At 67.5% G+C, this 26,622-nt stretch carries 32 protein-coding genes; 14 read left to right on the top strand and 18 right to left on the bottom strand.

All coding sequences use genetic code 11. From position 1 onward, the window contains the following. Positions 1–14: 14 nt before the first annotated feature. Together ASG07_RS08930 and ASG07_RS08925 are read left to right on the top strand one after the other, a co-directional pair. On the top strand, positions 15–1,064 hold the full coding sequence (locus ASG07_RS08930; protein WP_236694615.1) for a DMT family transporter: 1,050 nt from the start codon (positions 15–17) through the stop codon (positions 1,062–1,064). Positions 1,065–1,090: 26 nt separating this feature from the next. Then, positions 1,091–1,774, top strand: a complete 684-nt coding sequence (locus ASG07_RS08925; protein ID WP_055845054.1) for a COQ9 family protein — start codon at positions 1,091–1,093, stop codon at positions 1,772–1,774. A gap of 23 nt (positions 1,775–1,797) precedes the next feature. Here the strand turns inward: ASG07_RS08925 and ASG07_RS08920 are convergent, their stop codons facing one another. Further along, positions 1,798–3,255: a peroxidase family protein gene (locus ASG07_RS08920; RefSeq protein ID WP_236694614.1), complete on the bottom strand. Its 1,458-nt coding sequence runs from the start codon at positions 3,253–3,255 to the stop codon at positions 1,798–1,800. 394 nt (positions 3,256–3,649) lie between these two features. Here ASG07_RS08920 and ASG07_RS08915 point away from each other — a divergent pair, with 394 nt between their 5' ends. Genes ASG07_RS08915 through ASG07_RS08900 form a run of 4 tightly spaced genes read left to right on the top strand, consistent with a single transcriptional unit; the run spans position 3,650 to position 7,908 of the window. Then, positions 3,650–3,901 carry a FeoA family protein gene (locus ASG07_RS08915; RefSeq protein ID WP_055844643.1) on the top strand — a complete coding sequence of 84 codons (252 nt, stop codon included), beginning with the start codon at positions 3,650–3,652 and terminating at the stop codon, positions 3,899–3,901. Between the two features lie 21 nt (positions 3,902–3,922). Beyond that, positions 3,923–5,776: a ferrous iron transporter B gene (feoB, locus tag ASG07_RS08910; RefSeq protein ID WP_055844640.1), complete on the top strand. Its 1,854-nt coding sequence runs from the start codon at positions 3,923–3,925 to the stop codon at positions 5,774–5,776. Positions 5,777–5,788: 12 nt separating this feature from the next. Beyond that, positions 5,789–6,367: a single-stranded DNA-binding protein gene (gene ssb / locus ASG07_RS08905; RefSeq protein ID WP_055844637.1), complete on the top strand. Its 579-nt coding sequence runs from the start codon at positions 5,789–5,791 to the stop codon at positions 6,365–6,367. 5 nt (positions 6,368–6,372) lie between these two features. Then, positions 6,373–7,908, top strand: a complete 1,536-nt coding sequence (locus ASG07_RS08900) for a sensor histidine kinase (protein WP_055844634.1) — start codon at positions 6,373–6,375, stop codon at positions 7,906–7,908. A 24-nt stretch (positions 7,909–7,932) separates the two neighbouring features. Here the strand turns inward: ASG07_RS08900 and ASG07_RS08895 are convergent, their stop codons facing one another. Genes ASG07_RS08895 through metX form a run of 3 tightly spaced genes read right to left on the bottom strand, consistent with a single transcriptional unit; the run spans position 7,933 to position 10,071 of the window. Continuing rightward, on the bottom strand, positions 7,933–8,325 hold the full coding sequence (locus ASG07_RS08895) for a response regulator (RefSeq protein WP_055844632.1): 393 nt from the start codon (positions 8,323–8,325) through the stop codon (positions 7,933–7,935). A 43-nt stretch (positions 8,326–8,368) separates the two neighbouring features. Continuing rightward, positions 8,369–8,965, bottom strand: a complete 597-nt coding sequence (gene metW / locus ASG07_RS08890) for a methionine biosynthesis protein MetW (RefSeq protein ID WP_055844629.1) — start codon at positions 8,963–8,965, stop codon at positions 8,369–8,371. Further along, the gene (gene metX, locus ASG07_RS08885; protein WP_055844627.1) at positions 8,962–10,071 is read right to left on the bottom strand and encodes a homoserine O-acetyltransferase MetX; all 1,110 of its coding nucleotides are present in this window, start codon (positions 10,069–10,071) and stop codon (positions 8,962–8,964) included. The genes metW and metX overlap by 4 nt, the downstream gene beginning before the upstream one ends. Positions 10,072–10,131: 60 nt before the next feature. Between metX and hisC the strand changes: the two genes are divergently transcribed. Then, complete coding sequence (hisC, locus tag ASG07_RS08880; RefSeq protein ID WP_055844624.1) at positions 10,132–11,238, top strand: histidinol-phosphate transaminase; 1,107 nt, start codon at positions 10,132–10,134, stop codon at positions 11,236–11,238. Continuing rightward, the gene (locus ASG07_RS08875; protein ID WP_055844621.1) at positions 11,238–12,146 is read left to right on the top strand and encodes a prephenate/arogenate dehydrogenase family protein; all 909 of its coding nucleotides are present in this window, start codon (positions 11,238–11,240) and stop codon (positions 12,144–12,146) included. The genes hisC and ASG07_RS08875 overlap by 1 nt, the downstream gene beginning before the upstream one ends. A gap of 6 nt (positions 12,147–12,152) precedes the next feature. Here the strand turns inward: ASG07_RS08875 and ASG07_RS08870 are convergent, their stop codons facing one another. Together ASG07_RS08870 and ASG07_RS08865 are read right to left on the bottom strand one after the other, a co-directional pair. Continuing rightward, the gene (locus tag ASG07_RS08870; protein ID WP_236694613.1) at positions 12,153–12,587 is read right to left on the bottom strand and encodes a hypothetical protein; all 435 of its coding nucleotides are present in this window, start codon (positions 12,585–12,587) and stop codon (positions 12,153–12,155) included. Positions 12,588–12,882: 295 nt separating this feature from the next. Further along, positions 12,883–13,089 (bottom strand): hypothetical protein, encoded by a 207-nt coding sequence (locus ASG07_RS08865; RefSeq protein WP_055844615.1) that lies wholly within the window; start codon positions 13,087–13,089, stop codon positions 12,883–12,885. A gap of 83 nt (positions 13,090–13,172) precedes the next feature. Here ASG07_RS08865 and ASG07_RS08860 point away from each other — a divergent pair, with 83 nt between their 5' ends. The 5 genes from ASG07_RS08860 to ASG07_RS08840 all read left to right on the top strand — a co-directional run bounded on the left by ASG07_RS08860 (position 13,173) and on the right by ASG07_RS08840 (position 18,642). Beyond that, the gene (locus tag ASG07_RS08860) at positions 13,173–14,252 is read left to right on the top strand and encodes a type III polyketide synthase (RefSeq protein ID WP_055844613.1); all 1,080 of its coding nucleotides are present in this window, start codon (positions 13,173–13,175) and stop codon (positions 14,250–14,252) included. Beyond that, the gene (locus ASG07_RS08855) at positions 14,249–14,929 is read left to right on the top strand and encodes a methyltransferase domain-containing protein (RefSeq protein WP_055844609.1); all 681 of its coding nucleotides are present in this window, start codon (positions 14,249–14,251) and stop codon (positions 14,927–14,929) included. Before ASG07_RS08860 ends, ASG07_RS08855 begins: the two co-directional genes overlap by 4 nt. Beyond that, complete coding sequence (locus ASG07_RS08850; RefSeq protein WP_055844606.1) at positions 14,908–15,990, top strand: NAD(P)/FAD-dependent oxidoreductase; 1,083 nt, start codon at positions 14,908–14,910, stop codon at positions 15,988–15,990. The genes ASG07_RS08855 and ASG07_RS08850 overlap by 22 nt, the downstream gene beginning before the upstream one ends. A gap of 31 nt (positions 15,991–16,021) precedes the next feature. Then, positions 16,022–16,420 carry a peptide-methionine (R)-S-oxide reductase MsrB gene (gene msrB / locus ASG07_RS08845; protein ID WP_055844603.1) on the top strand — a complete coding sequence of 133 codons (399 nt, stop codon included), beginning with the start codon at positions 16,022–16,024 and terminating at the stop codon, positions 16,418–16,420. A 62-nt stretch (positions 16,421–16,482) separates the two neighbouring features. After that, the gene (locus ASG07_RS08840; RefSeq protein WP_082474681.1) at positions 16,483–18,642 is read left to right on the top strand and encodes a transglycosylase domain-containing protein; all 2,160 of its coding nucleotides are present in this window, start codon (positions 16,483–16,485) and stop codon (positions 18,640–18,642) included. Here ASG07_RS08840 and ASG07_RS08835 read toward each other — a convergent pair. From ASG07_RS08835 to ASG07_RS08825, 3 genes are read right to left on the bottom strand one after another with little or no spacing between them, the layout of a single operon-like run. After that, a complete protein-coding gene (locus ASG07_RS08835; protein ID WP_236694612.1) occupies positions 18,618–19,307 on the bottom strand; it encodes a M48 family metallopeptidase in 690 nt (229 codons plus the stop codon). The genes ASG07_RS08840 and ASG07_RS08835 overlap by 25 nt on opposite strands. Further along, positions 19,304–19,732 carry a YcgN family cysteine cluster protein gene (locus ASG07_RS08830; RefSeq protein ID WP_201780990.1) on the bottom strand — a complete coding sequence of 143 codons (429 nt, stop codon included), beginning with the start codon at positions 19,730–19,732 and terminating at the stop codon, positions 19,304–19,306. Before ASG07_RS08830 ends, ASG07_RS08835 begins: the two co-directional genes overlap by 4 nt. Further along, positions 19,732–20,337, bottom strand: coding sequence for an SCO family protein (locus ASG07_RS08825; protein ID WP_055844596.1), 606 nt, complete (start codon positions 20,335–20,337; stop codon positions 19,732–19,734). Before ASG07_RS08825 ends, ASG07_RS08830 begins: the two co-directional genes overlap by 1 nt. Positions 20,338–20,409: 72 nt before the next feature. Here ASG07_RS08825 and ASG07_RS08820 point away from each other — a divergent pair, with 72 nt between their 5' ends. Then, positions 20,410–21,003 carry an ankyrin repeat domain-containing protein gene (locus ASG07_RS08820; RefSeq protein ID WP_055844593.1) on the top strand — a complete coding sequence of 198 codons (594 nt, stop codon included), beginning with the start codon at positions 20,410–20,412 and terminating at the stop codon, positions 21,001–21,003. A 238-nt stretch (positions 21,004–21,241) separates the two neighbouring features. Here the strand turns inward: ASG07_RS08820 and ASG07_RS08815 are convergent, their stop codons facing one another. The 9 genes from ASG07_RS08815 to ASG07_RS08775 all read right to left on the bottom strand — a co-directional run bounded on the left by ASG07_RS08815 (position 21,242) and on the right by ASG07_RS08775 (position 26,593). Next, positions 21,242–21,742, bottom strand: coding sequence for an MmcB family DNA repair protein (locus ASG07_RS08815; RefSeq protein WP_055844590.1), 501 nt, complete (start codon positions 21,740–21,742; stop codon positions 21,242–21,244). A gap of 55 nt (positions 21,743–21,797) precedes the next feature. Beyond that, a complete protein-coding gene (locus ASG07_RS08810; protein ID WP_055844586.1) occupies positions 21,798–22,394 on the bottom strand; it encodes a cell wall hydrolase in 597 nt (198 codons plus the stop codon). A 154-nt stretch (positions 22,395–22,548) separates the two neighbouring features. Continuing rightward, the gene (locus ASG07_RS08805) at positions 22,549–22,875 is read right to left on the bottom strand and encodes a DUF1491 family protein (protein WP_055844584.1); all 327 of its coding nucleotides are present in this window, start codon (positions 22,873–22,875) and stop codon (positions 22,549–22,551) included. Continuing rightward, a complete protein-coding gene (locus ASG07_RS08800; RefSeq protein ID WP_055844580.1) occupies positions 22,872–23,324 on the bottom strand; it encodes a PaaI family thioesterase in 453 nt (150 codons plus the stop codon). Before ASG07_RS08800 ends, ASG07_RS08805 begins: the two co-directional genes overlap by 4 nt. Further along, the gene (locus ASG07_RS08795; protein ID WP_055845044.1) at positions 23,314–23,781 is read right to left on the bottom strand and encodes a PTS sugar transporter subunit IIA; all 468 of its coding nucleotides are present in this window, start codon (positions 23,779–23,781) and stop codon (positions 23,314–23,316) included. Before ASG07_RS08795 ends, ASG07_RS08800 begins: the two co-directional genes overlap by 11 nt. 73 nt (positions 23,782–23,854) lie before the next feature. Continuing rightward, positions 23,855–24,439 carry a ribosome hibernation-promoting factor, HPF/YfiA family gene (gene hpf, locus ASG07_RS08790; protein ID WP_055845041.1) on the bottom strand — a complete coding sequence of 195 codons (585 nt, stop codon included), beginning with the start codon at positions 24,437–24,439 and terminating at the stop codon, positions 23,855–23,857. A 51-nt stretch (positions 24,440–24,490) separates the two neighbouring features. Then, a complete protein-coding gene (dnaQ, locus tag ASG07_RS08785) occupies positions 24,491–25,186 on the bottom strand; it encodes a DNA polymerase III subunit epsilon (RefSeq protein ID WP_055844577.1) in 696 nt (231 codons plus the stop codon). A 7-nt stretch (positions 25,187–25,193) separates the two neighbouring features. After that, positions 25,194–25,787 (bottom strand): dephospho-CoA kinase, encoded by a 594-nt coding sequence (gene coaE / locus ASG07_RS08780; RefSeq protein ID WP_055844573.1) that lies wholly within the window; start codon positions 25,785–25,787, stop codon positions 25,194–25,196. Then, a complete protein-coding gene (locus ASG07_RS08775) occupies positions 25,787–26,593 on the bottom strand; it encodes a shikimate dehydrogenase family protein (protein WP_055844570.1) in 807 nt (268 codons plus the stop codon). Before ASG07_RS08775 ends, coaE begins: the two co-directional genes overlap by 1 nt. Between the last annotated feature and the right edge of the window lie 29 nt (positions 26,594–26,622).

Below are 26,622 nucleotides of genomic sequence, written 5' to 3'. Positions count from 1 at the left end.
GCGATGATCTGGGCGTGGCGGCGATCGCGACGCTGGACGGCGCGGTGGCCGCCTCTGCGCCCGCGGACTCCCCCGTACGATCCGAAGCCGTCGCGAGCGGCGCGATCGCGTTTCTGGCGCTCGTCATCGGCAATGTCGCGCTGGCGTTCGGGCCGTGGTTCGTGCGGATGGCGGATACCGGTCCCGTCGCCGCCGGCTTTTGGCGCATCACGCTCGCCGCGCCGGTCCTGATCGTGCTGGCGGTCGCCGGCCGCCGTGACCGGGGCGCGGCGGATGCCCGTGCCGCGCCATCGATGGGGCCGAAACGCTGGGGTATCCTGATCCTCGCCGGCATCGCCTTCGCGGGCGATCTCGGCAGCTGGCATCTCGGCATCATGGGAACGACACTCGCCAACGCGACGCTGCTGGGCAATTGCGCGACGTTCATCTTCCCGCTCTACGGCTTCATCGTCGCGCGCGCCTGGCCCACCCGTATCCAGGGTTTCGCGCTGCTGCTGGCGGGGGCCGGCGCGCTGCTGCTGCTCGGCCGCTCCTACGAGCTTGATCCCGCCAATCTGATGGGCGACGCGCTGTGCCTGACGGCGGGCATTCTCTATGCCGTATACTTCATCATCATGGCCGGCGTGCGCGAACGGATGCCGCCGATGCCCGCGCTGGCGCTGTCGACGGTCGCCAGCATCCTGCCGCTGCTGCTGTTCGCGATGATCCTGCGCGAGACGATCCTGCCCCACGCATGGGGACCGCTGCTCGGGCTGGCGCTGGTCAGTCAGGTGCTGGGTCAGGGCTGCATGATCTACGCACTGGGCAAGGCGTCGCCGCTGATGGTCGGCCTGACGCTGCTGATCCAGCCGGTCGTCGCCGCGACGATCGGCTGGGTGATCTATGGCGAGCGATTGGGCATGATCGACTGGATCGGCATCGGCATGGTCGCCGCCGCCCTCGTCCTGGTCCGCCGCCGCCCCGAGGTTGTGCGCCCCGAGGTTGTACGCCCTGAGGTTGCACGCCCCGAGGTTGCACCGGAGCCCGGCAACCATCATGTGGAGCATCCGAGGAGCAGACCATGACCGCCGATCCGATCACCCTCGATAATATGGCCGACGCCACGCCCGATCCCGCCGATCCGACGTTGGACGAACTCCGGCTGGTGCTGGCCCCCGCCATCGCCGCCAACGCCGCGTTCGACGGCTGGAGCGAGGCCGCGCTGGCGATGGCGGCGGAGGGAGAGGGCGTCGATCCCGATATCGCCACGCTCGCCTTCGCCGGTGATCGCGGGATCAGCGCGGTGCGGATGATCGATGCGTGGTTCGCCTCGGTCGACGCGCGCATGGCGGAGATGCTGCCCCCCCCGACGCTCGCCGCGATGAAGATCCGCGCCCGCATCGCCGCTCTGGTGGAGGCGCGACTGACGATCATGGCCGCGGATCGGGAGGCGCTGCGCCGCGCGCTGACGATCCTCGCCATGCCGCAGAACCTGGCGGAGGCGGCGAAGCTCGGCTGGCGCAGCGTCGATGCGATGTGGCGGCTCGCGGGCGATACCGCGACCGATTACAATCACTACACGAAACGCGCGATCCTGCTCGGCGTCTACGGCGCGACGGTGACCGTGTTCCTGGACGACGACAGCGAGGGCCATGCCGACACTCGTGCGTTCCTCGATCGCCGCATCGACGGCATCATGCGCTTCGAAAAGGCCAAGGCCGGCTTCCTCAAGCGCACCGAACACCGCCCCAGCCTGTCCCGCTTCATCGGCCGGCTGCGCTATCCGGCGGTCTGATCTTGGCCGGGACCTGAACCCGGTCAGGAGCGCCGCCATTCCGGCCGCGTCATGCCCACGAAGCGATCGGCGACGCCGGTCGAATTGCGGACCAGGATGTCGCGCAGCTTCGTCGTCGCCTCGATCTCGGCGATGCCCATGTCGGTGAAGGCGAGGCGGCGGTTGGCGGCGTTGCCCCAGACATGCTCGCTGAGCAGCGGATTGGTCAGCGCCTGCGAAAAGGCGTCCATCGCGACCATCGCCATGATGAGTTCGGGCAGCGGCCCGTTCTTCTCGCACGGCTCCGCGAACAGGCCGACATAATATTCGACGTTGTCGACGGTGCCGTACAGCCGCTTCAGTTCGGCGGCCAGCGCCGTGCGCCGCGCCTGTTCCGCCGGGTCCTTCGACGTCCCGGTGATGTCCGCGAACGACTTCGCCGCCTCGAGGCCCATCGCCTTGCGATAGTCGTTATAGCCAGCGACCTCGTTCGACCGCGCCTGCGCCAGTGCGCGCGCCTCGAACCCGCGAACGAAGCTCGCCGTATTGCCCAGTCCCAGTCTGGTCGCGGGATTGGCGGATGCGGCGACGAAGGCGTCCGCGAGTCCCGACGCGAGCAGCCGCGTATTGTCGAGCAGCATCGTACCGCCCGGAACCGATGCGCCCGACCAGACGAACGTCTCCGGGATCAACGAATGCCAGCGGTACAGCAGGCTGAACTCGGCGGTCATCCAGTTCGGCTTGTTCCAGCGGGCGTGCCACGCGACGGAGGGATCGCTGCGGAATTTGAAGACCGACGTGTTGATGTGGTTGATGTAATCCTCGACCACCACCTTGATATACAGCACGATCAGGATGTTGCGGGCGGTCTGGAAGACTCGCTCGTCGTCCCAGCCGGGGTTCGCCTGCTCCAGCTTCCCCGCCAGCCGGTTGTGTTCGCGCAGCAGCAGCGTGTTCATCATCGCCACCTGCGGCGTCGCGTTGGCGCGGTCGCCGCCGACCGCGAACATCGTCGCCCGGTTGCCGCCATGGTCCAGGCCCAGCGGCATGTCGAGGATCGGAAACCCGGCGTCGTCGCAGAACAGCGGATCGACATTGCCGTGCACGTCGAACAACAGCCGCGGGAACACGCCGGTCGGCAAGGTCTGGCTCCTCAGGCGGCCACGCTGCCCCGCGGCCGCGCTTTTCAGGCGCAGTACCCCGGTCTGCGCCTCGGTCCGGCCATAGAGCGGGCTGAGATCGATCTCGTGATTGGACGTGGTGCGACGGCGATCTTCCGGCGCGGCGCCGTTGGTCATCTGCGTGCGGATGAACCCGTCGGTCAGATATTGCGCGAACGCCGGGAACAAGCACGTCGACTTCGGACAAAGCCGCTGGCCCGCCGGTGCCGCCTCGAACAGCTTCGTCACCTCGGCGATCGGCGGATTACGCGTGCCCAGCGCCTCCACCGGGGGATAGGGTTTCGCCGGTAGCAGGCGGGCGTTGAAACTGCGATCGGTCAATCCCGTCCAGCAGATATACGGGTAGCGGGTACTCCACGGGTGCGGCCGTGATCGACCGCTGTTGACGATACGATTTATCAGCAATTCATTGACTTCACCGTGACCGACAATAGCCGTTAGCGCCTCTAGCGCCATAGTTTCCAAAGAACCGCCCATGACAAACCCGTCCCCCGCCGCGTCGACGACATCAATACTGTAATCAGGCTATCCTGCGACTCACCGGATTCAAACTATATTCGACCGATTCCTAGGTTTATCGATGCGCCATGACGCTAGATGCTTGGGGACGCTCCGCAATATTGTTCCTGCATTGGCCTTCGCATCTGTCGATCCGGAGCCCGCCGGCCGGTGCAGGTTATTGATAATCAGTCGCAGGCCTTCTATGTGACGAGTCATGGTTCCCGACCGCCTCGACACCCTCCCCCGTCATCGCCGGGCGTTGATCGCCGCGATCGACTGGCCGCGCCTCGCCGATCCCGAGGCGCGGCGGCTGCGCGAACTGGGCTTTGATGAGGGCGTGCGGGTGGAGGTGCTGCACCGCGCGTCGATCGGCGGCGGTCCGATCGCGTGCCGGATCGGCCGGATGACGGTGGCGTTGCGCCGCGCGGTCGCCGCCAGCATCCACGTCGCGCCGCTCGCCGGCTGACCAGCCATCGAACATCGCCCGGTGAATGCCGCGCCGCTGGTGGCGCTGGTCGGTAATCCCAATGCCGGCAAGAGTGCGCTGTTCAACGCCCTGACGGGTGCGCGGCAAAAGGTCGGCAATTACCCCGGCGTCACGGTGGAGCGTCATTCGGGCCGCATGATGCTCGACGATGGCCGGCCGATCGAGCTGGTCGATCTGCCCGGCGCGTACAGCCTCGATCCCTCGTCTCCCGACGAACGCGTCACGCGCGACGTCGTGACGGGGCGCGGCGGGTTCGAACGCCTGCCCGACGCCCTGATCGTGGTGGTCGACGCCGCCAACCTCGACAATCATCTGCGCTTCACGTTGCAACTGATCGCGCTCGGCCGTCCGGTGATCGTCGCGCTCAACATGATCGATCTGGCGGAGCGTGACGGACTCGTCCTCGACCCTGCCGTGCTGGAGCGCGAGCTGGGCGTGCCCGTGGTGCCGACCGTGGCGGTGCGCCGCCGCGGGCTGGACGATCTGCGCGCGAAGCTGTCGCCGATGCTGGACGGTCGGCCCGCGCCCGTCGCCGACCGCGTCGAGGAAGGCATCGTCGTCCTGCAACGCCGCGCCCGCGCGATCGCCACCGCGGCGACGGTGTCGGAGACGCCCGCACGCCGCTGGGCGCACTGGCTGGACGCGGTGGCGCTGCATCCGGTCGTCGGGCCGCTGCTGCTGGTGGCGATCCTGTTCGTGATGTTCCAGGCGGTGTTCACCTGGGCCGCGACTCCGGCCGACATGATCGACGTCGCGTTCGGCGGGCTGGAGGGCTGGGTCCGCGACACCGCGCCCGACGGCTTCTGGCGGTCGCTGGTCACCGACGGCCTGATCGCGGGCGTCGGCGCGGTGATCGTGTTCCTGCCGCAAATCCTGATCCTGTTCCTCTTCATCCTCGTTCTCGAAGCATCGGGCTACATGGTCCGCGCCGCGTTCCTGATGGACCGGCTGATGGCGACCGTCGGCCTGTCCGGCCGCGCCTTCATCCCGCTGCTGTCGAGCTTCGCCTGCGCCGTCCCCGGCATCATGGCGACGCGGACGATCGAGGACGAGAAGGACCGGCTGACCACGATCCTGATCGCGCCGCTGATGACGTGCAGCGCGCGCTGGCCGGTCTATACGCTCATCATCGGTGCGATGATCCCCAACATCCAGGTGCTGCCGTTCGTGCGCCTTCAGGGGCTCGTCATGTTCGGCCTGCTCGTGATGGGGGTCGCCGGCGCCTATTTCGCCGCGCTGCTGCTGCGTCGCACGGTGACGAAGGGCGCGTCGTCGGGCTTCATGATGGAGATGCCGAAATACCAGTGGCCGCGCTGGCAGGATATCGGCATCGGTCTGTGGACGCGCGCGATGATCTTCCTGAAGCGCGCCGGCACGATCATCGCCGCGACCACCGTCGTGCTGTGGCTGCTGCTCAGCTTTCCCAAGCCTCCGGAGGGCAGCACCGTCAGCCCGGTCGATTATTCGATCGCCGGCCGCATCGGCAACGGCATCGAGACGGTCGTGGCCCCGATCGGCTTCAACCGCGACATCGCCTTGGCGCTGCTGCCCGCGATGGCCGCGCGCGAGGTCGCGGTCTCCGCGATCGGCACCGTCTACGCGATCGACGATGCGGAAGGCGAGTCGGGTACGCGTGCGATCTCCGACCGGCTCCGAGGCCGCTGGAGCCTTCCGACCGCGCTGGCGTTCCTGATGTGGTTCGTGTTCGCGCCGCAGTGCATCTCGACGATCGCCGTGACGCGACGGGAAACCAACGGATGGAAGTGGCCGGCCTTCATGGTCGGCTACCTTTTCGTCGCCGCCTATGTCATGGCCGGCGCGACATACTGGCTGGCGGTCGCCGTCGGCCTCTGACGAGGGAAGAAGATGGCGGGCAGCGTCAACAAGGTCATTCTGGTCGGCAATCTGGGGCGCGACCCCGAAAGCCGCTCGTTCCAGAACGGCGGCAAGGTCGTCGAACTGCGTATCGCGACATCGGAATCGTGGAAGGACCGCAATTCCGGCGAGCGCAAAGAGAAGACCGAGTGGCACACGGTCAAGGTCTTCAACGAAGGCCTCGCCAATGTAGCCGAGAAGTATCTCCGCAAGGGATCGAAGGTCTATATCGAGGGCGCGCTGACCACGCGGAAGTGGCAGGATCAGCAGGGTCAGGATCGCTATTCGACTGAAATCACGCTGCAGGGTTTCAACAGTGTGCTGACGATGCTCGACGGCGCCGGTGGCGGCGCGGGCGGTGCCGGGGGCGGCGGCCGTAGCGGCGGCGACGACGATTGGGGCGGCGGCGGCGGTGGCGCGTCTTCGGGCGGCGGCTATGGCGGCGGACGTTCGGGCGGCGCGGGTGGCGGTGGCGCCGGTGGCGGGTCCGGTGGCGGCGGCGCTCGCGGTGGCGGCTTCGGACAGGGCGGCGGCTTCGCGGACGATCTCGACGACGACGTGCCGTTCTGATCGGCATGACCATCGACCGATCCATCCTGTGTGACGATCGCAGGACGCGCGTGCTCGCGTCCTACGACACCGGTGGCCTGCGCGAGGCGGGTGCGCTGGACGATATCGTCGCCTTCGCGGCGCGGCTGTGCGATGCACCGGTAGCCTTGGTGACGCTGGTCGAGGCGGAGTATCAGCAATTCCTCGCCCGGACCGGCATCGATCAGGATCGAACGCCCAGCGACATCTCGTTCTGCGCGCACGCGCTCGGCGGACCGGACCTGCTCGAGGTGACCGACGCGACGCAGGATGCGCGCTTCGCCGACAATCCGCTGGTGACGGGCGATCTCAACGTCCGCTTCTATGCCGGTGTACCGATGGTTTCGTCTGACGGCATCGTGCTGGGCACGGTCTGCGTCATCGACACGGTGCCCCGCCCGCTCGGCCTGACGCCGCTCCAGCGCGAGGGCCTGATCCTGCTGGCGAAGGCGGCGATGGCCCGGCTCGACGATCGCCGCACCTCGCGCGAGCAGGGCGAGGCGGAGGCGCTGTCGCGGCAGGCGCTACAGGATAGCGAGCAGCGGTTCCGCACGCTGGCCGACACGATGCCGCAAATGGTCTGGTCGACGCTGCCGGATGGTTTTCACGATTATTACAACGCCCGCTGGTATGAATTCACCGGCGTGCCGCAGGGGTCCACGGATGGCGAGGCGTGGAACGACATGTTCCACCCCGACGATCAGGATCGGGCGTGGTCGGTGTGGCGGCACAGTCTCGATACCGGGAATCCGTACGACATCGAATACCGGCTGAAGCATTTCGACGGCACCTATCGCTGGGTGCTGGGTCGCGCGCTGCCGATCCGCGATGCGGAGGGCGGGATCACGCGCTGGTTCGGCACCTGTACCGACATCCACGAACAGAAGCTGGCGCTCGACGAGCGGGAGGTCATCAGCCAGGAACTGTCGCACCGGATCAAGAACATCTTCGCGGTGATCGCGGGTCTGGTCGGATTCGCCGCCCGCGCGCGTCCGGAATTCGCCCCCGCCGCCACGGACCTGCGCCAGCGCATCACGGCGCTCGGCCGCGCGCACGACTTCGTCCGCCCGCACAGCGCGCAGTCGCGCCCGGCCTCGCGACAGGACAGCCTGCACGGCCTGCTCCAGGATTTGTTCAGCCCGTATAGCGGAGCGGACGAGGAGCGGATCGTGGTGGACGGCGCGATGGTGACGATCGACGATCGCTCCGCCACGCCGCTCGCCCTGCTGTTCCACGAACTCGCCACCAACGCGACGAAGTACGGCGCGCTGTCGATCGAGGGGGGCCATGTCGTGGTGACCGTCGACGCCCGGGACGAGCATGTCGTGATGACATGGTGCGAACAGGGCGGGCCGGCGGTGATCGACCCCGGCGTCCATCACGGGTTCGGCAGCCAGTTGATCGAACTCAGCGCCGTGCGCCAGCTCGGCGGCACGGTGAAGAAAGATTGGCGGGCCGAGGGGCTGGTCGTCGTGATCGAGATTCCGACCGCCGCGCTCAGTCGCGACAAGCCGGGCTCATGACATTTTAAACGGCTTCTGAGGCCGTCAGCCCGCGTTGGCGAGCGGCTGGACCTGATCGTTGGCGACCATCGTCTCGCCCGCTGCCATCGCCGCCGCGGCGAGGATCGCGGCTTCGCTGAACGGCTTGCGGACGAAACCGAGTGCCGTATCGCTGTCGCCGATCTGGGCTGGGTTGGCGGTCACGAACACCACCTTGACGCCGTAATCGGCCGCGATCCGGCGGGCGATATCGGGTCCGGTCGCGCCGTCACGAAGATTGACGTCGACGAAGGCGAAGGCACATTCAGGGGCGGCGTCGAGGGCCTCCTGCCGATCCGCGGCGATCGCGCAGACCCGGTAGCCGGCATCCGTCAGGATGCGCTCCAGATCCAGGGCGACGAAAATCTCGTCTTCGACGATCAGCGCGGTCTTGCTCATACCATGTCCAGCAGGTTCGGAATGTGCAAACTCTTGATCTCGATCATAGTTCCTCGCGGTGCAACAGGAATACTGCGTGCTCCGCCAGCAGGTTGGCTCCCGCCGACCCCCGTCGCGCGCCTCTCGCCAGGAACCAGGCGTCCTCGACCGTGACGCGGCGCTTCGCCAGGAACGCGCGGAAATCGTCAATCGTGACGTGATGGATGTTGGGCGTGTCGTACCACTCTTCGGGCAGCAGCGACGTCACCGGCATCCGCCCGCCCCACAGCAACGACAGCCGCACGCGCCAGTGCGCGAAATTGGGGAAGCTGACGATCGCGCGCCGGCCGATCCGCAACAGCTCGTCCAGCACCAGATGCGGGTTGCGCGTCGTCTGCAACGTCTGGCTCAGGATGGCATAATCGAAGCTGGCGTCGGGATAACCTTCCAGGTCAACATCCGCATCCCCCTGCACCGCCGCCAACCCCCTCCCCACCGCAGCGGCGACATTGGTCGGGTCGATCTCCAGCCCACGCACATCCGCCTCCCGCTCGTCGCGCAGGCTCGCCATCAGCGCCCCGTCGCCACAACCGACGTCCAGCACGCGCGCACCCCGCGCGACATGCTGTGCGATGATCGCCAGATCGGGTCGCAGGGTCATCGCCCACCCCGCAGGAAGCCGTCGACGACGCGGTTCAATTCCGGGCTGTCGAGCAGGAACGCGTCGTGGCCGTACGGGCTCGAGAGCTCCACGAAGCTGACCGCACGACCGGCGGCGTTCAGCGCGTGGACGATCGTGCGCGAATCGGCGGTCGGGTACAGCCAGTCGGTGTCGAAGCTGACGAGGCAGAACCGCGCCGCCGTCGTCCGGAACGCGTTCGCCAACAGGCCACCATGCTCCTCCGCCAGATCGAAATAATCCAGCGCGCGGGTGATATACAGATACGAGTTGGCGTCGAACCGGTCGACGAAGCTCAATCCCTGATGCCGCAGATAGCTCTCGACCTGAAAATCCGCGTCGAAGCCGAAGCCTTTCGCATCGCGCGCCTGCAATTTGCGCCCGAACTTCTCGGTCAGCCCTGCTTCGGACAGATAGGTGATGTGCGCCGCCATCCGCGCTACGGCCAGCCCGGCGGAGGGCGGATCGCCCCGATGATAATCCCCGCCCTGCCAGTTCGGATCGGCCATGATCGCCTGTCGTCCGACTTCGTGGAACGCGATGTTCTGCGCCGAATGGCGTGCGGTCGAGGCGATCACCACCGCCGCGCCGACCCGGTCGGGGAACGTCGCCGGCCATGACAGCGCCTGCATCCCCCCCATCGATCCGCCGACCACCGCCAGCAATCGCGCGACGCCGAGATGATCGAGCAGCAGCGCCTGCGCGCGCACCATGTCGCGGATCGTGATGACCGGAAACCGCATGCCCCAGGGTTGCCCCGTCGACGGATCGACCGACGCCGGCCCGGTCGATCCCATGCAACTGCCCAGCACGTTGGAGCAGATCACGAAGTGCCGCGCCGGATCGATCGGCTTGCCCGGCCCGACCAGCCGCGTCCACCAGCCGGGCTTGCCGGTGCGCGGGTGGGCGGAAGCGACGTGCTGGTCGCCGGTCAGCGCGTGGCAGATCAGGATCGCGTTGCCACCGTCCGCTGCGATCTCGCCATACGTCTCGTATGCGATGTCGATCGCGCCCAACGTAGCGCCGCCGTCCAGCCGCAGCGGCCCCGGCAGCGTCACGCGGCGCGCAAGGCCGTAGCGGTCGTCCACGTTGCGGCGGTTAGTCCGCACAGGCTGGCGGGGCAAGACCGCGCTCGCTATGCGCAGGCGATGACCGACATCCGCACCACCGCCCCTGCCCCCAAGCCGTGGATCATGGGCATTGCCCCCTACGTCCCCGGCCGCGCTACCAGCGAGGACGGGCGCAAGGTCGTGAAGCTGTCGTCGAACGAGAATCCGTTCGGCACGCCCGAAGCCGCGCGTGACGCCTATCGCAGTGCCGCGACCGAGCTGGAACGCTATCCCGATGCCGCCGCCGTCGAACTTCGCGCCAAATTGGCGGCTCATTACGAGGTAGAGGCGGAGCGGCTGATCTACGGCACCGGCTCGGACGAGGTCCTGCACCTTGCCGCCGGTACCTTCGCCGGGGCGGGGGACGAGATCATCCACGTCCGCTACGGCTTCGCGGTGTACGAGATCGCGACGCGGCGCGTCGGCGCCACGCCGGTGATCGCGCCCGATCGCGACTATGCGACAGATGTCGACGCGATCCTCGCGGCGGTGACGGAGCGCACGCGCGTCGTATTCGTCGCCAACCCCAACAATCCGACCGGCACCTACACCGACGGAGGCGAGATCGCGCGCCTTCACGCCGGCTTGCCGCGCGATGTGCTGCTGGTGCTCGATCAGGCATACACCGAATATCTGGAGCCGGAGGACGACGACGGCGGCCTGGAACTGGCGCGGACCCAGCCCAACGTGCTGGTCACGCGCACCTTCTCCAAGATCTTCGGGCTGGCGTCGGAGCGGATCGGCTGGGGCTATGCCTCCACGGAGATCATCGACGCCATGCACCGCATTCGCGCGCCCTTCGCGTTCGGCATCGGCGCGCAGCGGGCGGCGATCGCGGCGCTCGGCGACGATGCCTTCGTCACCCGTAGCCGCGAGCATAATCGCGAATGGCGCGACTGGTTCACCGACGCCATGACCGCGATCGGCCTGCGCGTGGTGCCCAGCAAGGCGAACTTCGTGCTGGTGCTGTTCGAAGGCACGTTGACCGCGGAGGTCGCCTATCACGCGCTGATGGCGGCGGGTTACGCGACGCGCTGGTTGCCCGGACAGGGCCTGCCGCACGGCCTGCGCATCACGATCGGGACCGAAGGCGAGCTGCGCGCGGTGGCCGATGTGCTTGCCGCCGAGGTCGCGAAGGCGGGCTGATGCTGCCGTTCGCGCGCGTCACGGTCATCGGTCTGGGCCTGATCGGCTCCTCGATCGCACGCGGCGTGCGGTCGGCGATGCCCACGGTGCGCGTCACCGGGTACGACGCCGACCCGGATGTGCGCGCGACGGCGACACGGATCGATCTGTGCGACGATGTCGCGGATAGCGCCGGCGCAGCGGTGATCGACGCCGATCTGGTGGTGCTGTGCGTGCCGGTCGGTGCGATGGGCGCGGTCGCGGCGGAGTTCGCCGCCGACCTGCCCAGCGACGCGATCGTCAGCGATGTCGGCGGCTCCAAGGAGAGCGTGATCGCCGCTCTCCGCGCTGTGCTGCCCGACGCGACGATCGTTCCGGGTCATCCGGTTGCCGGCACCGAGCATAGCGGCCCAGAGTCGGGGTTCGCGACTCTGTTCCGCGGCCGCTGGTGCATCCTGACGCCGGAGGAGGCAACGCCGGACGCCGCCGTCATCCGCCTCAGGTCTTTCTGGAAGGCTCTCGGCGCGAATGTGGAGATCATGACGCCGCGTCATCACGATCTGGTCCTCGCGGTGACCAGCCACGTACCGCACCTCATCGCCTATTCGATCGTCGGCACCGCGTCCGATCTGGAAGAGGTCACGCAGGGGGAGGTTATCAAATACTCCGCCGGCGGGTTCCGCGACTTCACGCGAATCGCCGCGTCCGATCCGACGATGTGGCGCGACGTGTTTCTCAACAACCGAGAAGCCGTGCTGGAAATCTTGCAGCGCCTGACGGAGGACGTGACGATGCTGCAACGCGCGATCCGCTGGGGAGACGGCGATGCGCTGTTCGACCTGTTCACCCGCACCCGCGCGATCCGCCGGTCGATCATCGAACAGGGTCAGGACGATCCGGCACCCGATTTCGGCCGTTCCCACGAGTAGCCGTCTTCAGGCGATGGCGGCCAGATATCCCTCGATCGACTTGCGTCCGCTGTCGCTCAGCGACACCTCGATCCGCCGCCGGTCGATCGGATCGGTCACCCGGTCGATCAGGCCCAGCTTGGCGAGATGGTCGATCCACCGCTGAGACGTGGTGACCGGCGCATCCGCACTGCCGACGAGCGTCTTCACGTTCATGATCCGGTGTTCGTGATCCGCGACATACAGCGCCAGCAACATGTCCCAGGCCGGTTCGTGAAAAAGGTCGGCCGGCAAATGGCGTCGGCGCAGTCGCCGCTCCTCCAGCAATCGTCGACAGACCGCGATCGGCTCGCGCACGGGGGGCGGAGCGTCGCCGTTCCTGTGATCTTCGCTATGGTTGGTATAAACCTGATCGGCGCGCATGCTGAACTCGTCGGCCACCGCGGACAGCTTTGCCGTCATGTCCTTGATGAGGGCTACGATCGAGGCGTCACTCACAATCTATATTGCTCCAACGGTTCTTCGTCTGCTTGGCGACCACATGGCCGTTGTCGCGCGTGGGACGAGTTACCCTTCTGACTGGTTCCGGATGTGACGATGGACCAATCTCGATCATATTGTAATGGCTTTACATCTCTTATCCAAACATATGTTAGGAAATTAACGGGGTTGGCAAGCGATATGTGTGGCCGCAGGCTGATTTGATCGTTGATAACGCGCACGTGATCTGTGGAGATATCCTCCACATAACAAATTATCATGGAGGATAGTTCTGCCCGCCTCGAACGATCGTCGACGGGATGTCGAAACCATCCACGCCCAGCTTCGCGCGGCGTGCGCCGAACTCGAACGAATCGAGGAGCATGTGGTCGCGGCCTATGTCGGTCATGCCATCGCGTTGCTCGGGCAGCGCTATGAGATGTCGGGCGATGATCCCGATGACGAGCCTGACGGTTGCAGCCAAGCGAGCGAGTGATGCGTTGACGACGGACGCAAACCCTTGTTCGTCCGGGGCACTTCACCCGAACGTCACCGAAAGCATCCCGATTGCCCGCGACCGCAGCCGTCACCGCCCATGTCAACGCGATCGGCACCGCGGCGCCGCCGCACGATATCCACGACGCGTTCATCGCCTGGGCGCAGTCACGTGTGGCGGGCGACGAAGCGCGCCTCTTCGCCCGGATGGCGCGGCGATCGGGCATCGGCCATCGCTGGTCGGTGCTGCCCCCGACCCGGGAAGGTCTGTCGCCCGTATCGCCCGGCGGCTTCTATGCCGGTGCGATGCCCGGCACCGCCGCGCGCATGGGGCTCTATGCGGATGCCGCCCCCACGCTCAGCCTCGCCGCCGTCGCCGCACTGGGCGAGCGCACGGACCTGAACGGCATCTCGCATCTGGTGGTTGCAAGCTGCACCGGCTTCGTCGCCCCCGGCCTCGATCAGATCGTCGCGCAGCGGCTGGGCCTGCCGGGTTCGGTCGAGCGGTTGCTGGTCGGGTTCATGGGCTGTTACGCCGCCGTCGCGGCATTGCGCACGGCCCGCCATCTGGTGCGATCGGAACCGGCCGCACGCGTGCTGGTGATCTGTTGCGAACTGTCGACGCTGCACCTGCAGGACACGGTAGCGCTGGAGCCGTTGCTGGCGATGCTCCAGTTCGGCGACGGTGCGGCCGCCGCGCTCGTCACCGCCGATCCCGCGGGCTTCGCGCTCGGTGCTCCGTTCGCCGCGACCCTGCCCGACAGCGACGCACTGATCCGCTGGACGATCACCGACACCGGCTTCGCCATGCACCTGTCGGGCGAAGTGCCCCGCCGGATTGCGGATGCCCTGGATGACGAGGCCTTTCGCCGGACCGTCACCGGCGGATGCGGCGCGGATGCCATCGACGGCTGGGCCGTTCATGCCGGCGGCCGGTCGATCCTCGATGCCGTCGAGCAGTCGCTGGCCTTACCCGAAGATGCGCTGACCGCCTCCCGTGCCGTGCTGGCCGACCATGGCAATATGTCGTCGGCGACGCTGATGTTCGTGCTGGAACGCTTGCTGGCAGGGCCGCCCGTCACGAACGGCGTCGCGCTGGCGTTCGGTCCCGGTCTCGCCGCCGAGGGCTTCGGCTTCCGGAGCGCGTCATGACGCTGGCGGTCCGCGCCCAGGCCGAGGAGCTGATGGATGCGGACGATCTGGACCTCCATGTCTACGCCGCCGTCGTCGCCGACCTGGCACGGGTCAACACCGTCACGATGGCGGCGCGACCGACCCTCGCCTTCCTGAAGCGTGCGGTTCGCGGCAAGCGCCTCCGCCTGCTCGATGTCGGCTTCGGCGATGGCGACATGCTGCGCCGGATCGAGCGCTGGGCGGCGCGGCGCGGCATCGACGCCGAACTGACCGGCATCGACCTCAACCCCCGGTCCGAACAGGCGGCACGTGCGCATAGCCCCGTCAATTCGCGCATCCGCTGGATCACCGGCGACTATGCCGGACAGGGCGGCGGCTGGGATGCGATCATTTCCAGCCTCGTCGCCCATCACATGAGCCACGATCAGCTTGTCGCCTTCCTGCGCTTCATGGACGCGAATGCCCGCTGCTGGCTGGTCAACGACCTTCACCGCCACCGCTTCGCGCATGTCGGCTTTCCGTTGCTGGCGACGCTGGCCCGCTGGCACCCGATCGTGCGGCACGACGGTACGCTGTCGATCGCGCGCAGCTATCGCCCGGCAGAATGGCACGCGATCCTGCGGGAAGCGGGTGTCGGGCATGCCCGTATCTACCGCGCCTTTCCGTTCCGGTTATGCGTCGAAACGCTGCGCTGATCGTCGGTGGCGGGCCGGCCGGCACCGCCGCCGCCATCGCGCTGGCCCACACCGGGACGCGCGCGCTGATGCTGGAGCGCACCCGCGAAACGGGCGATGCCCTGTGCGGCGGATTCCTGAGCTGGCGGACGCTGGAGACGCTCGGCTCGCTGGGGGTCGAGGCGGGCGCGCTGAACCGCGACCGCGTCACCCGCGTCCGCCTGTTCGCCGGGGGCCGTACGGCGGAGGCACCCCTTCCCCGCCCCGCCGTCTGCGTATCGCGCCGCCGCCTCGACACCCTGCTCCTCGATCGGGTTGACGCGGTCGAACGCGGCGTCGGCGCCCGGGCCGTGGAGGTGGACGGCATCCGGCTGAACGACGGCACGACGGTCGCCGCCGATGCGTTGTTCCTCGCGACCGGCAAGCACGACCTCCGCGGCCTCGCCCGGCCCGAGTCGGCGCGCGGCAGCGATCCGACGCTCGGACTGCGGGTCCGCCTCGCCCCCGCGCCCGGCCTCGATGCACTGGTCGCCGACACGATCGAACTGCACCTGTTCGATCGCGGCTATGTCGGGATCGCCCGGCAGGAGGACGGCAGCGTCAACCTGTGCATGGCCGTCCACCGGTCCCGCCTGTCGGAGGCCGGCTCCCCCGCCGCCCTGCTCGCGATATTGGGCAACGAGCATCCCCGCCTCGGCGAACGGCTGGCCTATATGGCTTCGGGCGCGGCGATCGATGCGGTCGCCAACGTTCCCTATGGCTGGCGTCAGCGCAGCGGCACCGCCGGCCTGTTCCGGCTGGGCGATCAGGCCGGCGTCATCCCGTCGCTCGCCGGCGAGGGGATGGGCATCGCCATCGCCAGTGGTATCGCCGCCGCCCGAGCCCTGTCCAACGGCGGCCCCGATGCCGCGCGGACATGGCAACCGGCCTTCGCCCGCGCCGTCCACCGCCCGATCGGCGTCGCCGGCATCGTCCGCGCCATCGGCGAAGGCCCCCTCGCGCCGCTGCTCGTCGCCGCCGCACGTCCCGCATTGATCCAGATCGTCGCGCGGCTGACGCGGATCGGCCACCGTGGCCATTGACGCCCCCTCCCCTCGATCCGAGATTAGCGACATGGAACATCTGAATCTGTCCGAGTCCGAATGGCGTCGCAAACTGACGCCCGAACAATATCATGTCCTTCGCGAGGCGGGGACGGAACGCGCCTTCGCCGGCGCACTGACCGACAACAAGGCGGACGGGCTCTATCGCTGCGCCGCCTGCGCCAACGAACTGTTCGACAGCGCCGACAAATACGACAGCGGCTCCGGCTGGCCCAGCTTCACGCAGCCGCTGGCGGAGGGCAGCGTCACCGATCACTCCGATCGCAGCCACGGCATGGTCCGCACCGAAACACGATGCGCCCGCTGCGATAGCCATCTCGGCCATGTCTTCCCGGACGGTCCGCCGCCGACTGGCCTGCGCTACTGCATGAACTCGGTCGCGCTGGAGTTTCGCCCGCGCAAGGGCTGACTCGTACCGCGTCCGCCACCGCTTGTGGCGGACGCGGTTAACGCGTATTTCGCCGACCCTACATGGCCCGCACGCGTAAAGCTCCCCGCTCGCCCTGGCGTCGCCGCCTCGGTTTCTTCGTCAAGATCATGATCGGCCTCGGCGTCCTCGCGCTCGGTGCGCTGGTGATCGCCGTCTATGTCGCGCGGTCGCAATTGCCTAGCTTCGAGGAACTGAAATCCTCGCCCAACGGTCAGATGATCCGCGTCCACGCCAGCGACGGGTCGATCATCGCCTCGCTTGGGCCCAGCTATGGCGAATGGCTGACCTACAGCCGCATTCCCGGCGTCATGCGCGACGCCACCGTCGCGGTCGAGGATCGGCGGTTCCGCAGCCATCTCGGCGTCGATCCGATCGGCATCGCCCGCTCGGTCCAGGTCCGGTACGAGCGTGGCCGCTGGGTTCAGGGCGGATCGACGATCACCCAACAGCTCGCCCGCAACGTCTTCCTGTCGAGCCAGAAGAAGTTCGGCCGGAAGTTCCGCGAATGGATTCTCGCACTCGCCTTGGAACGCAAGTTCTCGAAGGACCAGATCCTCGAACTCTATCTGAACAAGGTCTATTATGGCGGCGGCGCGTACGGAATCGACGCGGCGTCCCGCAAATTCTTCGGTCACGGCGCGGACGAGCTGAATCTCGCCGAGGCCGCCGTCATCGCGGGGCTGGTCAAGGCACCGTCCAATTATTCCCCCACCGCCGATGCCGACGCCGCCAAGGGCCGTGCGGGGGTCGTCATCCAGCAGATGGTCCGCAACGGCTATGTCACGCAGTTGCAGGCGGAGGAGGCGAATCCGGAGGCGCTGAAGCTGGTGCAGGGCGCGCAGCAGAACAGCGCGCGCTATTTCACCGACTGGGCGCTGCCGCAGCTCGACACATTGATCGACGAGACGCAGGCCCCGCTGGAGGTGTGGACGACGATCGATCCGGCGATGCAGCGTCAGGCCGATACCGCGATCCGCGCCAACGTGCCGGGCGGCGCGCAGGGAGCGCTCGTCAGTCTCGACCGTGACGGGGCCGTCCGCGCGATGGTCGGCGGTACCGATTACGTGTCGTCGATCTACAACCGCGCGACGCAGGCCGTCCGCCAGCCCGGATCGGCGTTCAAGCTGTTCGTCTACCTCGCGGCGCTGGAGGCGGGGCACAAGCCGGAGGACATGATCGTCGACGAGCCAGTCACGATCGATGGCTGGAGCCCGCGCAACGATTCGCGGCGCAACAGCGGCAACGTGTCGCTGCGCACCGCCTTCGCCTATTCGCTCAACACCGTCGCGGCGAAGCTGGGGCAGGAGGTCGGCTTCCCGACGATCGCCGATATGGCCCGCCGCTTCGGCATCACCACCCCGATCAACACGCATCCGGCGATGGTGCTGGGTACGTCCGACGTCCGCCTGATCGACATGACGCGCGCCTTCGCCAGCGTCGCATCGAAGGGCGTCGCGATCGTCCCCTACGGTATCACCCGCGTGACGGCGAACGGAGAGGTGATCTACCAGCATCAGGCCGATACCAGCCGCGTTCTCGTCGCGCCCTATGTGGCGGCGGAGATGACCGACCTGCTCCAGACCGCGGTCAACACCGGCACCGGTCGCGAGGCGCAGATCGGCCGCCCGGTCGCGGGCAAGACCGGTACCACCACCTCCCTGAAGGATGGCTGGTTCCTGGGCTTCTCCAGTGGCCTGACGACGGGCGTGTGGATGGGCCGCGACGACGCGCGTCCGATCCGCGGCCTGCATGGCGGCACCGCCCCCGCGCGCGCCTTCGCCGCCTTCATGCGCCCGGCCACCGCCAAGCGCCCGATCGAGCAGTTCGACACCGAAGTCACGCTGCCCGAATGGCAGCTGGAGCCCGATGAAGAGAGCTATTTCGGCCAGCCAGACAATAGCGGCCAACAGGTCGACGAGGACGGCAACCCCATCGCCGGTGCACCAACCGGACAGCCGGTCGATCCCGGCGTATCTGACGAGCGCCCCGACGACGATGCTTCGCGGCAACAGCTCGACGACCTGATCGACCGCGTCACCGGGCGCGACGTTCCCCGCGACGTTCCCCGCGATGGCCCCCGCGATCCGGCCGCCAGCGAGGCGGTGCCGCCGGGGCGGCAGTCCCTGCCCGCCCCCGCACGCCAGCCGCTACCGACGGTTCGCCAGCCGGTGCCCGTTCAGGACGACCGCCCGACCCAGTGAAGCGCCGCGCCGTGTTCGCGCAGCCATGCCCGCGCCGGCGTCGGGTCGCGGCCGTACAGGTCCGCGACCAGCGCGTGGAATTGCGGTCCGTGATTCATATGCACCCGGTGCGCGACCTCATGCGCCACAGTTGCCCGCCGCACCCAGCCGGGCGCGAGTATCAGCCGCCAGCTATAGCGGATCACCCCCGTCGACGCGCAACTTCCCCAGCGCCTTCTCGCATCGCCGATCGCCACCGACGCCACCGTCACCCCGGCCAGCGTCGCATACTCCGCGGTCTCGATCGTCAGAAGATCGAGCGCCCTACGCTTGATCCACGCTTCGACGCGACGACCGATCGTGTCCTCCGGCCCCGCCACCAGCAGCCGGTCGCCGTCGTGGATCAGCGCGCGGCGCGTTCCTTCGTCACGAACGATCGTCAGCACCTCGTCCGCCACCGTGACCACGGTCCCCGCCCCGAATGGTCGCGCAACGGGCAGGCGTGCACGCTGCTCCGCCAGCCACGCCGCCTTGCCCGCCGCCCAGACCAGTGCCGGCTTCAGCGCAGCGCGCGGCGGCAGCACCAGCCGCGCGCGTCCGGTCGCGCTGTCCAGCGACAGGGTGCAACGGCGCGCCCGCGGATTTCGAACGACGTCCAGATCGGCCGGCAACGCCGATCCCGTCACAGGATGCGATCGACGACGTGATCCTCCAGATCGCCGACATCCGTTTCGCTGACCGTCCAGCCGCGCACCGACTGCTTGGCGGCATGCACCGCGTCACGATCGCCGCTGACGAGGTAGTGCCAGTCCGGCAGCGGCTCGCCGTTCGCACGCAGCCGGTAGGCGCAGGTCGACGGCAACCAGTCGATGTCGCGCACGTTGCGCGTCGTCAGTCGCACGCATTCCGGCACATAGGCGCGGCGGTGGCGGTAATCCGAACACTGCCCGGATCGTCGATCGAGCAGCTTGCACGCCACGTTGGTGCTGTGCAGTTCGCCGGTATCCTCGTCCTCCAGCTTGTGAAGGCAGCATTTTCCGCACCCGTCACACAGTGCTTCCCACTGGCCACGGTCGAGCGTCTCGATCGGTCGTTCCCAGAACTTGTCGATCACCGTACCCACTTCTCGATCGTGTCGGCCACCGCTTGCGGCCCCTCGTCCTGCGGCACCAGCACTAGCGGCTTGCCGTCAGGGTCCATCAGATAGGCGGTGCGACTGTGATCCACCAGATAGCCGCCGCCGGGCGTCGCCTCGCCCTTTGCGGCATAGACTGCGTACGCCTTCTTGATCCCCGCGATCGCCGACTCGTCCCCGGTCAGGCCGACAAGCCGCGGGTGGAAGGCGGAGACGAACTGCTTCAGCACCGGCACCGTATCGCGTGCCGGGTCCACCGTGACGAACACGGGCACGACCTGCGCCGCCTTGTCGGGAGCGCTGCGTTCCGCCAGCTTCAGCCCTGCGGAAATCGACTGCACGTCGGTTGGGCAGACATCGGGGCAGAACGTGTAGCCGAAATACATGATCCGGTACTTGCCGGCGAAACTGCGGTCGGTAACGGTACGCCCGTTCTGATCGATCAGGGTGAAGGGTCCACCGATCCGCGCGCCCTCCAGCGGCGGCTTTCCGGTCGGTGCCGGCTGGCAGGCGGATAAAGACACAAGACCGGCCAGAAGGAGCGTCTTCATGGCGTCGCCGACAGTGGAAAGCTTGTTCATGGCGGTGCCAGCCTTGATCTGTTAGCCGGTGTCGCGCAAGCATTCCGGCATCGTTCCAAGGACCCCGTTCGCATGATGCGCAAGGCACTGATTTCCGCAGCTTTCATGTTGGTTGCTGTACCGGTCGCGGCGCAGCAGCAATCCGAAAGCTATAAATTCCTCAGCGCCGTTCGCGATGCCAAGGGCAACGACGTGATCGCGATGCTCGACAAGCCGGGCAGCAACATCATCAACACCCGCGACGTGACCTCGGGCGACGGGGCGATGCACATCGTCGTGAAGCGCGGCGATACGACCTACCTCCGCTTCCTGCTGCAAAAGGGTGCCGATCCAAACCTGCGCGACGGCAAGGGCAATACGCCGATGCTGCTCGCCGTACAGGGTGGCCAGTCGGAGATGATTCCGATCCTCGCTGCGGCCAAGGCCAATCCGAACCTCGGCAATCAGGCCGGCATCACCCCCCTGATCCTCGCAACCCAGAACCGCAGCATCGACATGGTCCGCCTGCTTCTGACGGCCAAGGCCGATCCCGACCAGCAGGATCGCCAGACCGGCCAGTCCGCACGCGAATATGCGACGAACGACCCCCGTAACTCGGCCATCGCCAAGCTCTATGCGGAGACGCCGAAGAAATCGCAGGCACAGGTCGCCGGCCCGAAGTTCTAGGAGTCTGCCGCTTCGGCATGCCGGGCCTGTTCCGGCATTCACTGCGCAATGGGTCAGGGGTTCGCCGTGTTCGCGGGACTGACGATGTCATGCCGCGTCGGCCTCCGACCGCTCTTCGGATCGGCCAGCCTGTCGGAGGCGAGCGCCGCCAAACCGCGTCATTGGACCAATCCTGGCCCAACCTTCAAACGCAGCATCGAGCGATCACAGCGGCTTGGATGATCGCCTCCTAGGTCCCTCACTCGAACGGCAGCGCCGCTGCCTCGGGATCGGCCAGCGAAGTCAGCCGCCGCGCCGCCCGGCGCGCGAAGGCCAGCGTGCACCGCTTCCGCACATGGGCGGGCAGGGGCACGGTATGTGCCTGACGCACGATCTCCGCGTCGTAGCGGTCGGCGACGATCACGCCGGTCCGTTCGGGCAGGAAGGCGGGTCCGTCCAGCGGCGACAGGTCGAACCCCGCTGGCACCGCCCAGAAATACCGGTCGCAATGCGCCAGATAGTCCGGCCACTTGCCATCGCCGAGCAGGTCGGCACGCGACACCTTGATCTCGACCACGACGAGACCGCCACGCGCATCGATCGCCATCAGATCGGCACGGCGGCCACCCTCCAGCGGGACTTCGGTCAGGGTGATGAGGTCGTGACGCAACAGCATCCGCGTGACCCCGCGCGCCACGTCGGCGGCACAGAGCAGCGGATTGCCATCATCCAGACACGAAGAAGGGGCAACGTCCAGCATCGCCCCCGTTCATAGAACGAAACACGAACGGCGGGCAAGCCCCGCCGGTGTGCGTTCAGCGATAGAAGATGTGATTGCCGATCGCGGCGATTTTGGTCAGCCCCGAACCCGGCAGGCGACCGGGCGTATTGAAGTACAGCGCCTTAGGAGCGGCGGCCTTCCACATATCGGCCATCGCGACCCGGGCGACGGCGATGGCGGTGCGCCACGACCGTGCGCCCTCGTTGACGGCGGGAATCTCGCCGCCGCGGACGAAGCCGAACTGGCCGCGCTGCTTCACGACGCCACAGACGTCGGTGGGGAAGCGACCCGATTTCACGCGGTTCAGGATGACCTGCGCGACGGCGAGCTGACCGGACAGCGGCTCGCCCTTGGATTCGAAATAGATCGCGCCGGCCAGGCAACGCATCGCGGAGGTCGACGCGGTCGCGTCGTCGTCATGCGCGTCGACCGCGTCGGCCAGGGTATCGAAGGAGTCAGTAGCGGCGGTGTCGACCGGAGCGACTGGCTCGACGGTGGACTCCGTGGCGGTGGCCGAAACGATGGCGGGGGTCTGAACCACCTGCGCCAGGGTCGGCGTGCTGGTGCCGAGAAGGCCGGCCAGCGCAAGGGACATGGTCGCGGCAGTCGCGAACCGGGCAAAAACGGTCATTCACTCTATACGACATGCGGTGGGATCACGGGCCCGATCGCGGGAAGCGATCGTCCGGGCTGCCCCCCGACTGCGTCACCGACCCGGATCGCACCCGGACACGGCACAACGCGTGTTTTCAGTGGAACCGCGCTCGCCGAAGCGAGTTAACGAGTCAATTCGCCCCCAGTGTTTCAGCGACGAGTCGTTGCGCACCCGGGACGTTCAGTTCGATTACCCACAGGTCGGGGTCGCGCGAGCGTCTGCGCCGCCAGTAGCCGGCAATGTCGTCGTCCGGCGTCGACTCGACGATTCCGACACGGCCGAGCGGATCGAAGCCGCGCTCGAACAGCCGCTCCGGCCCACCGGGTTCCACCGTCACCGCGAGGATCGCGCCGGCCTGAGCATCCCCCTTGGCGAGCACCATCCCCATGCCGCCGCTGTCGTTGGCCCGCCGCAACATGGCGGATACAAGCAGGTGGCTGGGCAGCCGGTCGCTCATGTGCGGTATCCGGGCAGCGTGGCGAGCGGAATGCGGGATCGCATGAAGGTGCCGGTCCCGCGTGCCGCCTCCTCGCCGTCCGCATCTATCAGTCGCGCCTCCGCGACGAAGACGCGGCGCTTGCCGCTGATCCAGCGGCCCTCCGCGACGACCGGACCGCTGGTCAGCGGCTTGGTCAGGAGCAGGTTGAATGCCGTCGTCAGCAGGAAGCGATCGCTGACCAGACTGTTCGCCGCATAGAAGGCGGCATCGTCGAGCATCTTGAAATAGCTCGTGCCGTGCGCCGCGCCGCCTGCGTGGTAATAACGCTGGTCGATCGTGAAGTGGATGCGGGCGACGCCGCTTTCCGGGATTTCCAGCGACGATTCGAAGAAGCGGTTGATCGGGGCTTCGGCGTAGAGTTGTTCCAGCGCGCGAAAATGCGCCGACTCGCCGCTTTCAGGCGGCATGGCGGCTCTCGTCGGCGGTGAACAGCGCGTAGAGTGCATCGCGCGAACCGGCCCCGCGCAGCTTGCCGAGGAACGACCGGTCGCGCAGCCGTCGCGACACACGGGCCAGCGCCTTCAGATGGTCCGATCCGGCGTCGACCGGCGACAGCAGCACGAACACCAGATCGACGGGCAAATTGTCGACCGCCTGGAAGTCGATCGCCTGCGACAGGCGCACGAACAGCCCGGTAGGGGCGGCCAGATCGGGCAGCTTGGCGTGCGGGATCGCGACGCCGCCCCCGAAACCGGTCGAACCCAGCTTCTCCCGCTCCGTCAGCCGATCCGCAATCGTCCGCGCATCGCCGACGCGGAGGCTTTCGAAGCTGTTGGCGACCTGTTGGAACAGTGCCTTCTTCGTGGCCGCGTTCCAGCCGGTGGCGACGGCGTCGGGACGCAACAGGTCGCTGAAATCGGTAATCACGAAGCTGTCCCGGACATGTATTCCCCCGCGCGGGCCATAGCGGCTGGCGCGGGGGGAGCAAGGGAGGGACTCAGGCGGCGCGCTGCGGCTCCACCCAGCCGATCGTCCCGTCGCCGCGGCGATAGACCATGTTGTACGTGCCGGTGCCGGAATTCCTGAACAGCAGCGCCGACGTGTTGCGCAGGTCGAGCATCATCACCGCATCACCGACCGACGCATCGGGGATGTCGACGCGCGTCTCCGCGACGATCAGGGGGGCGTCCGCCTCTTCCTCTTCGGCGGTCGATTCGGCGAACAGCGTGTAGCCGGCATTGTCATAGGCACCGGCTTCCGCGATCTCGATCGTCTCCGCGGCATGGCGATCCTTCAGGCGGCGCATATAGCGGCGCAACTGCTTCTCGATCTTTTCCGCGGCACCATCGAACGCGGGATGCGCGTCCTGCGCTTCGTGCCGACCCTTCAGCACCAGGCCCTTCATCACGTGGGCGACGATATCGCACTTGAACCCGACATCATGCGGCCCCTTCCCGAAGGTGACTTCGGCGGAAATGGCGCGGCTGAAATATTTGTCGGCGATACCCTGGAGTCGGTCCTGGACATGGGTCTTGAGCGCTTCGCCCGTTTCGACCTGATGACCTGAAATCCGGATATCCATCGTCTTCTCCATGTCTCTCGAACGGTCCTGTTGGCTTCGTTCGAAACAGCGTCAACCGGACGCCACGGCCCCCCAGAGCGGATCTGTAATGCCCTTCATGAACGCGGCATGCGCGCGAAGTTCTCCCTCCGGCACCGCGAAAACGCGCGGTGGACGGACGATGCGGGGGGTGGATGCGACGACCGGCCCCGTATCGGCAACGACGATGTCGCTGAGAAGGCCGAGCCCGATCTGCCGCCCGCCCATCAATTCGACATAGACCTGCGCCAGCAACTGCGCGTCGAGCAGCGCCCCGTGCAGCACCCGATGCGAACGATCGATCCCGAACCGCGAACACAGCGCGTCAAGCGTATGCTTCGCCCCCGGATGCTTCGACCGGGCGATCTGCAGCGTATCGACCATCCGCGTCTTCGTGCAGATCGGCGGGAAGCCGCACGCACCGAGTTCGCCGTTGAGAAAGGCGAAGTCGAACCCCGCATTGTGTGCGATCAGCGGCGCATCGCCGATAAAGTCGAGCAGATCGGCAACGCCCGCGGCGAACACCGGCTTGTCGGAGAGGAATTGCGTCGACAGGCCGTGGACGTTGAACGCCTCCACCGGCATATCGCGCTGCGGACAATAATAGGCGTGGAAGGTGCGCCCGGTTTCGACCCGGTTGAACAGCTCCACGCAGCCGATCTCCACCATCCGGTCGCCCTCGGCGAACTTGAACCCGGTGGTTTCGGTGTCGAACACGATCTCACGCATGGGGACCTTATCCGCCCGTCGGCGCGCGGAGGCAAGAGATGGCCCGGCGGACCGCCGCGCGGGTGTCGTCCATCGCCACGTCGGTCGGAATGACGATGTCGGCGCGCGCGCGCTTGTCCGCATCGGAAAGCTGACGCGCGAGAATCGTGGAGAACTTCGCTTCCGTCATGCCGGGGCGGGCGAGGACGCGGGCGCGCTGGACCGCCGCATCGGCGGAGACGACGACGACCCGGTCGACGCGCGCATCGCCGCCGGTTTCGAACAGCAGCGGGATATCGAAGACGACCAGCGGCGAATCGGCATGGGCGGTAACGAAAGCGGCACGTTCCGCGGCGACCGCGGGATGGACGATCGCCTCCAGCCGGTTCATCGCCGCATCGTCGCCCAGTACCGCTTCGGAAAGGGCGGTGCGGTTCACGCCGGCCGAACCGGTGGTGCCGGGGAACGCCGCCTCGATCGCGGCGACGACGGCACCGGCTGGACCTTGCAGGCGGTGGACGGCCGCGTCGGCGTCGAACACCGGCACGCCCTCCGCCGCGAACATGGCCGCGACGGTGGATTTGCCCATGCCGATCGAGCCGGTGAGACCGACGGTCAGCATCAGGCCGTCAACAGCTCTCGCAGATCGTCGTCGCGGTCGCGGGGCGGGTCCTTGCCGAAGAAGATCGCGAAGGCGGCAGCGGCCTGCGCGACCAGCATGTCGAGCCCGTCGACGGTATCGAGATCGCGCTTGCGGGCGGCGGCCAGCAGTTCCGTCTCCAGCGGCGCATAGACGATATCGTAGACGACGGCGTGGTCGGGCAGGGCGGACAGGTCGAGCGACAGCGGCGGCTGTCCGGTCATGCCGAGGCTCGACGCGTTGACCAGCAGGGCGCAGGGCGGCGCGGCGGGACCGAGCGGCAGCGCCTGACCCTTGAGCTTGAAGTGCGACAGCAGCGCCGCGGCCTTGAGCGGGTTGCGGTTCATCACGGTCACCGGGCCGACGCCGACCTGCGCCAGCGCCCACAGGATCGCGCGCGCCGCGCCGCCAGCGCCGATCACCGTTACCGGCTGACCCGTCAGATCGAGGTCGGCGATCGGAGCCCAGAAGCCGGCGGCATCGGTGTTGGTGCCGGCCAGGCTGCCGTCCGACTGGCGGAAGATCGTGTTCACCGCGCCGATCGACTGACGCACGCCACCGGGGTCGGCGACGTGATCGAGTGCGGCGATCTTGTGCGGGACGGTGACGTTGCAGCCGCGCCAGTCGGGGTCGGCGGCGCGACCGTCGAGAAAGGCAGCGAGGTCGTCCGGCGTGACGTGCGTCGCGCGGTAATCGGCGTCGATGCCCAGCGCCTCCAGCCAGAAACGGTGGATGAGCGGCGATTTGGAGTGGCTGATCGGGTCCCCGATCACGTCTGCGTAGGGCATTGATATCCTTCGAAGTGGAGGCCCGAAGT

Source organism: Sphingomonas sp. Leaf343 (genome assembly GCF_001423765.1).
In the GTDB taxonomy this organism is placed as follows: domain Bacteria; phylum Pseudomonadota; class Alphaproteobacteria; order Sphingomonadales; family Sphingomonadaceae; genus Sphingomonas.
This window is presented reverse-complemented; position numbering and strand designations above follow the sequence as displayed.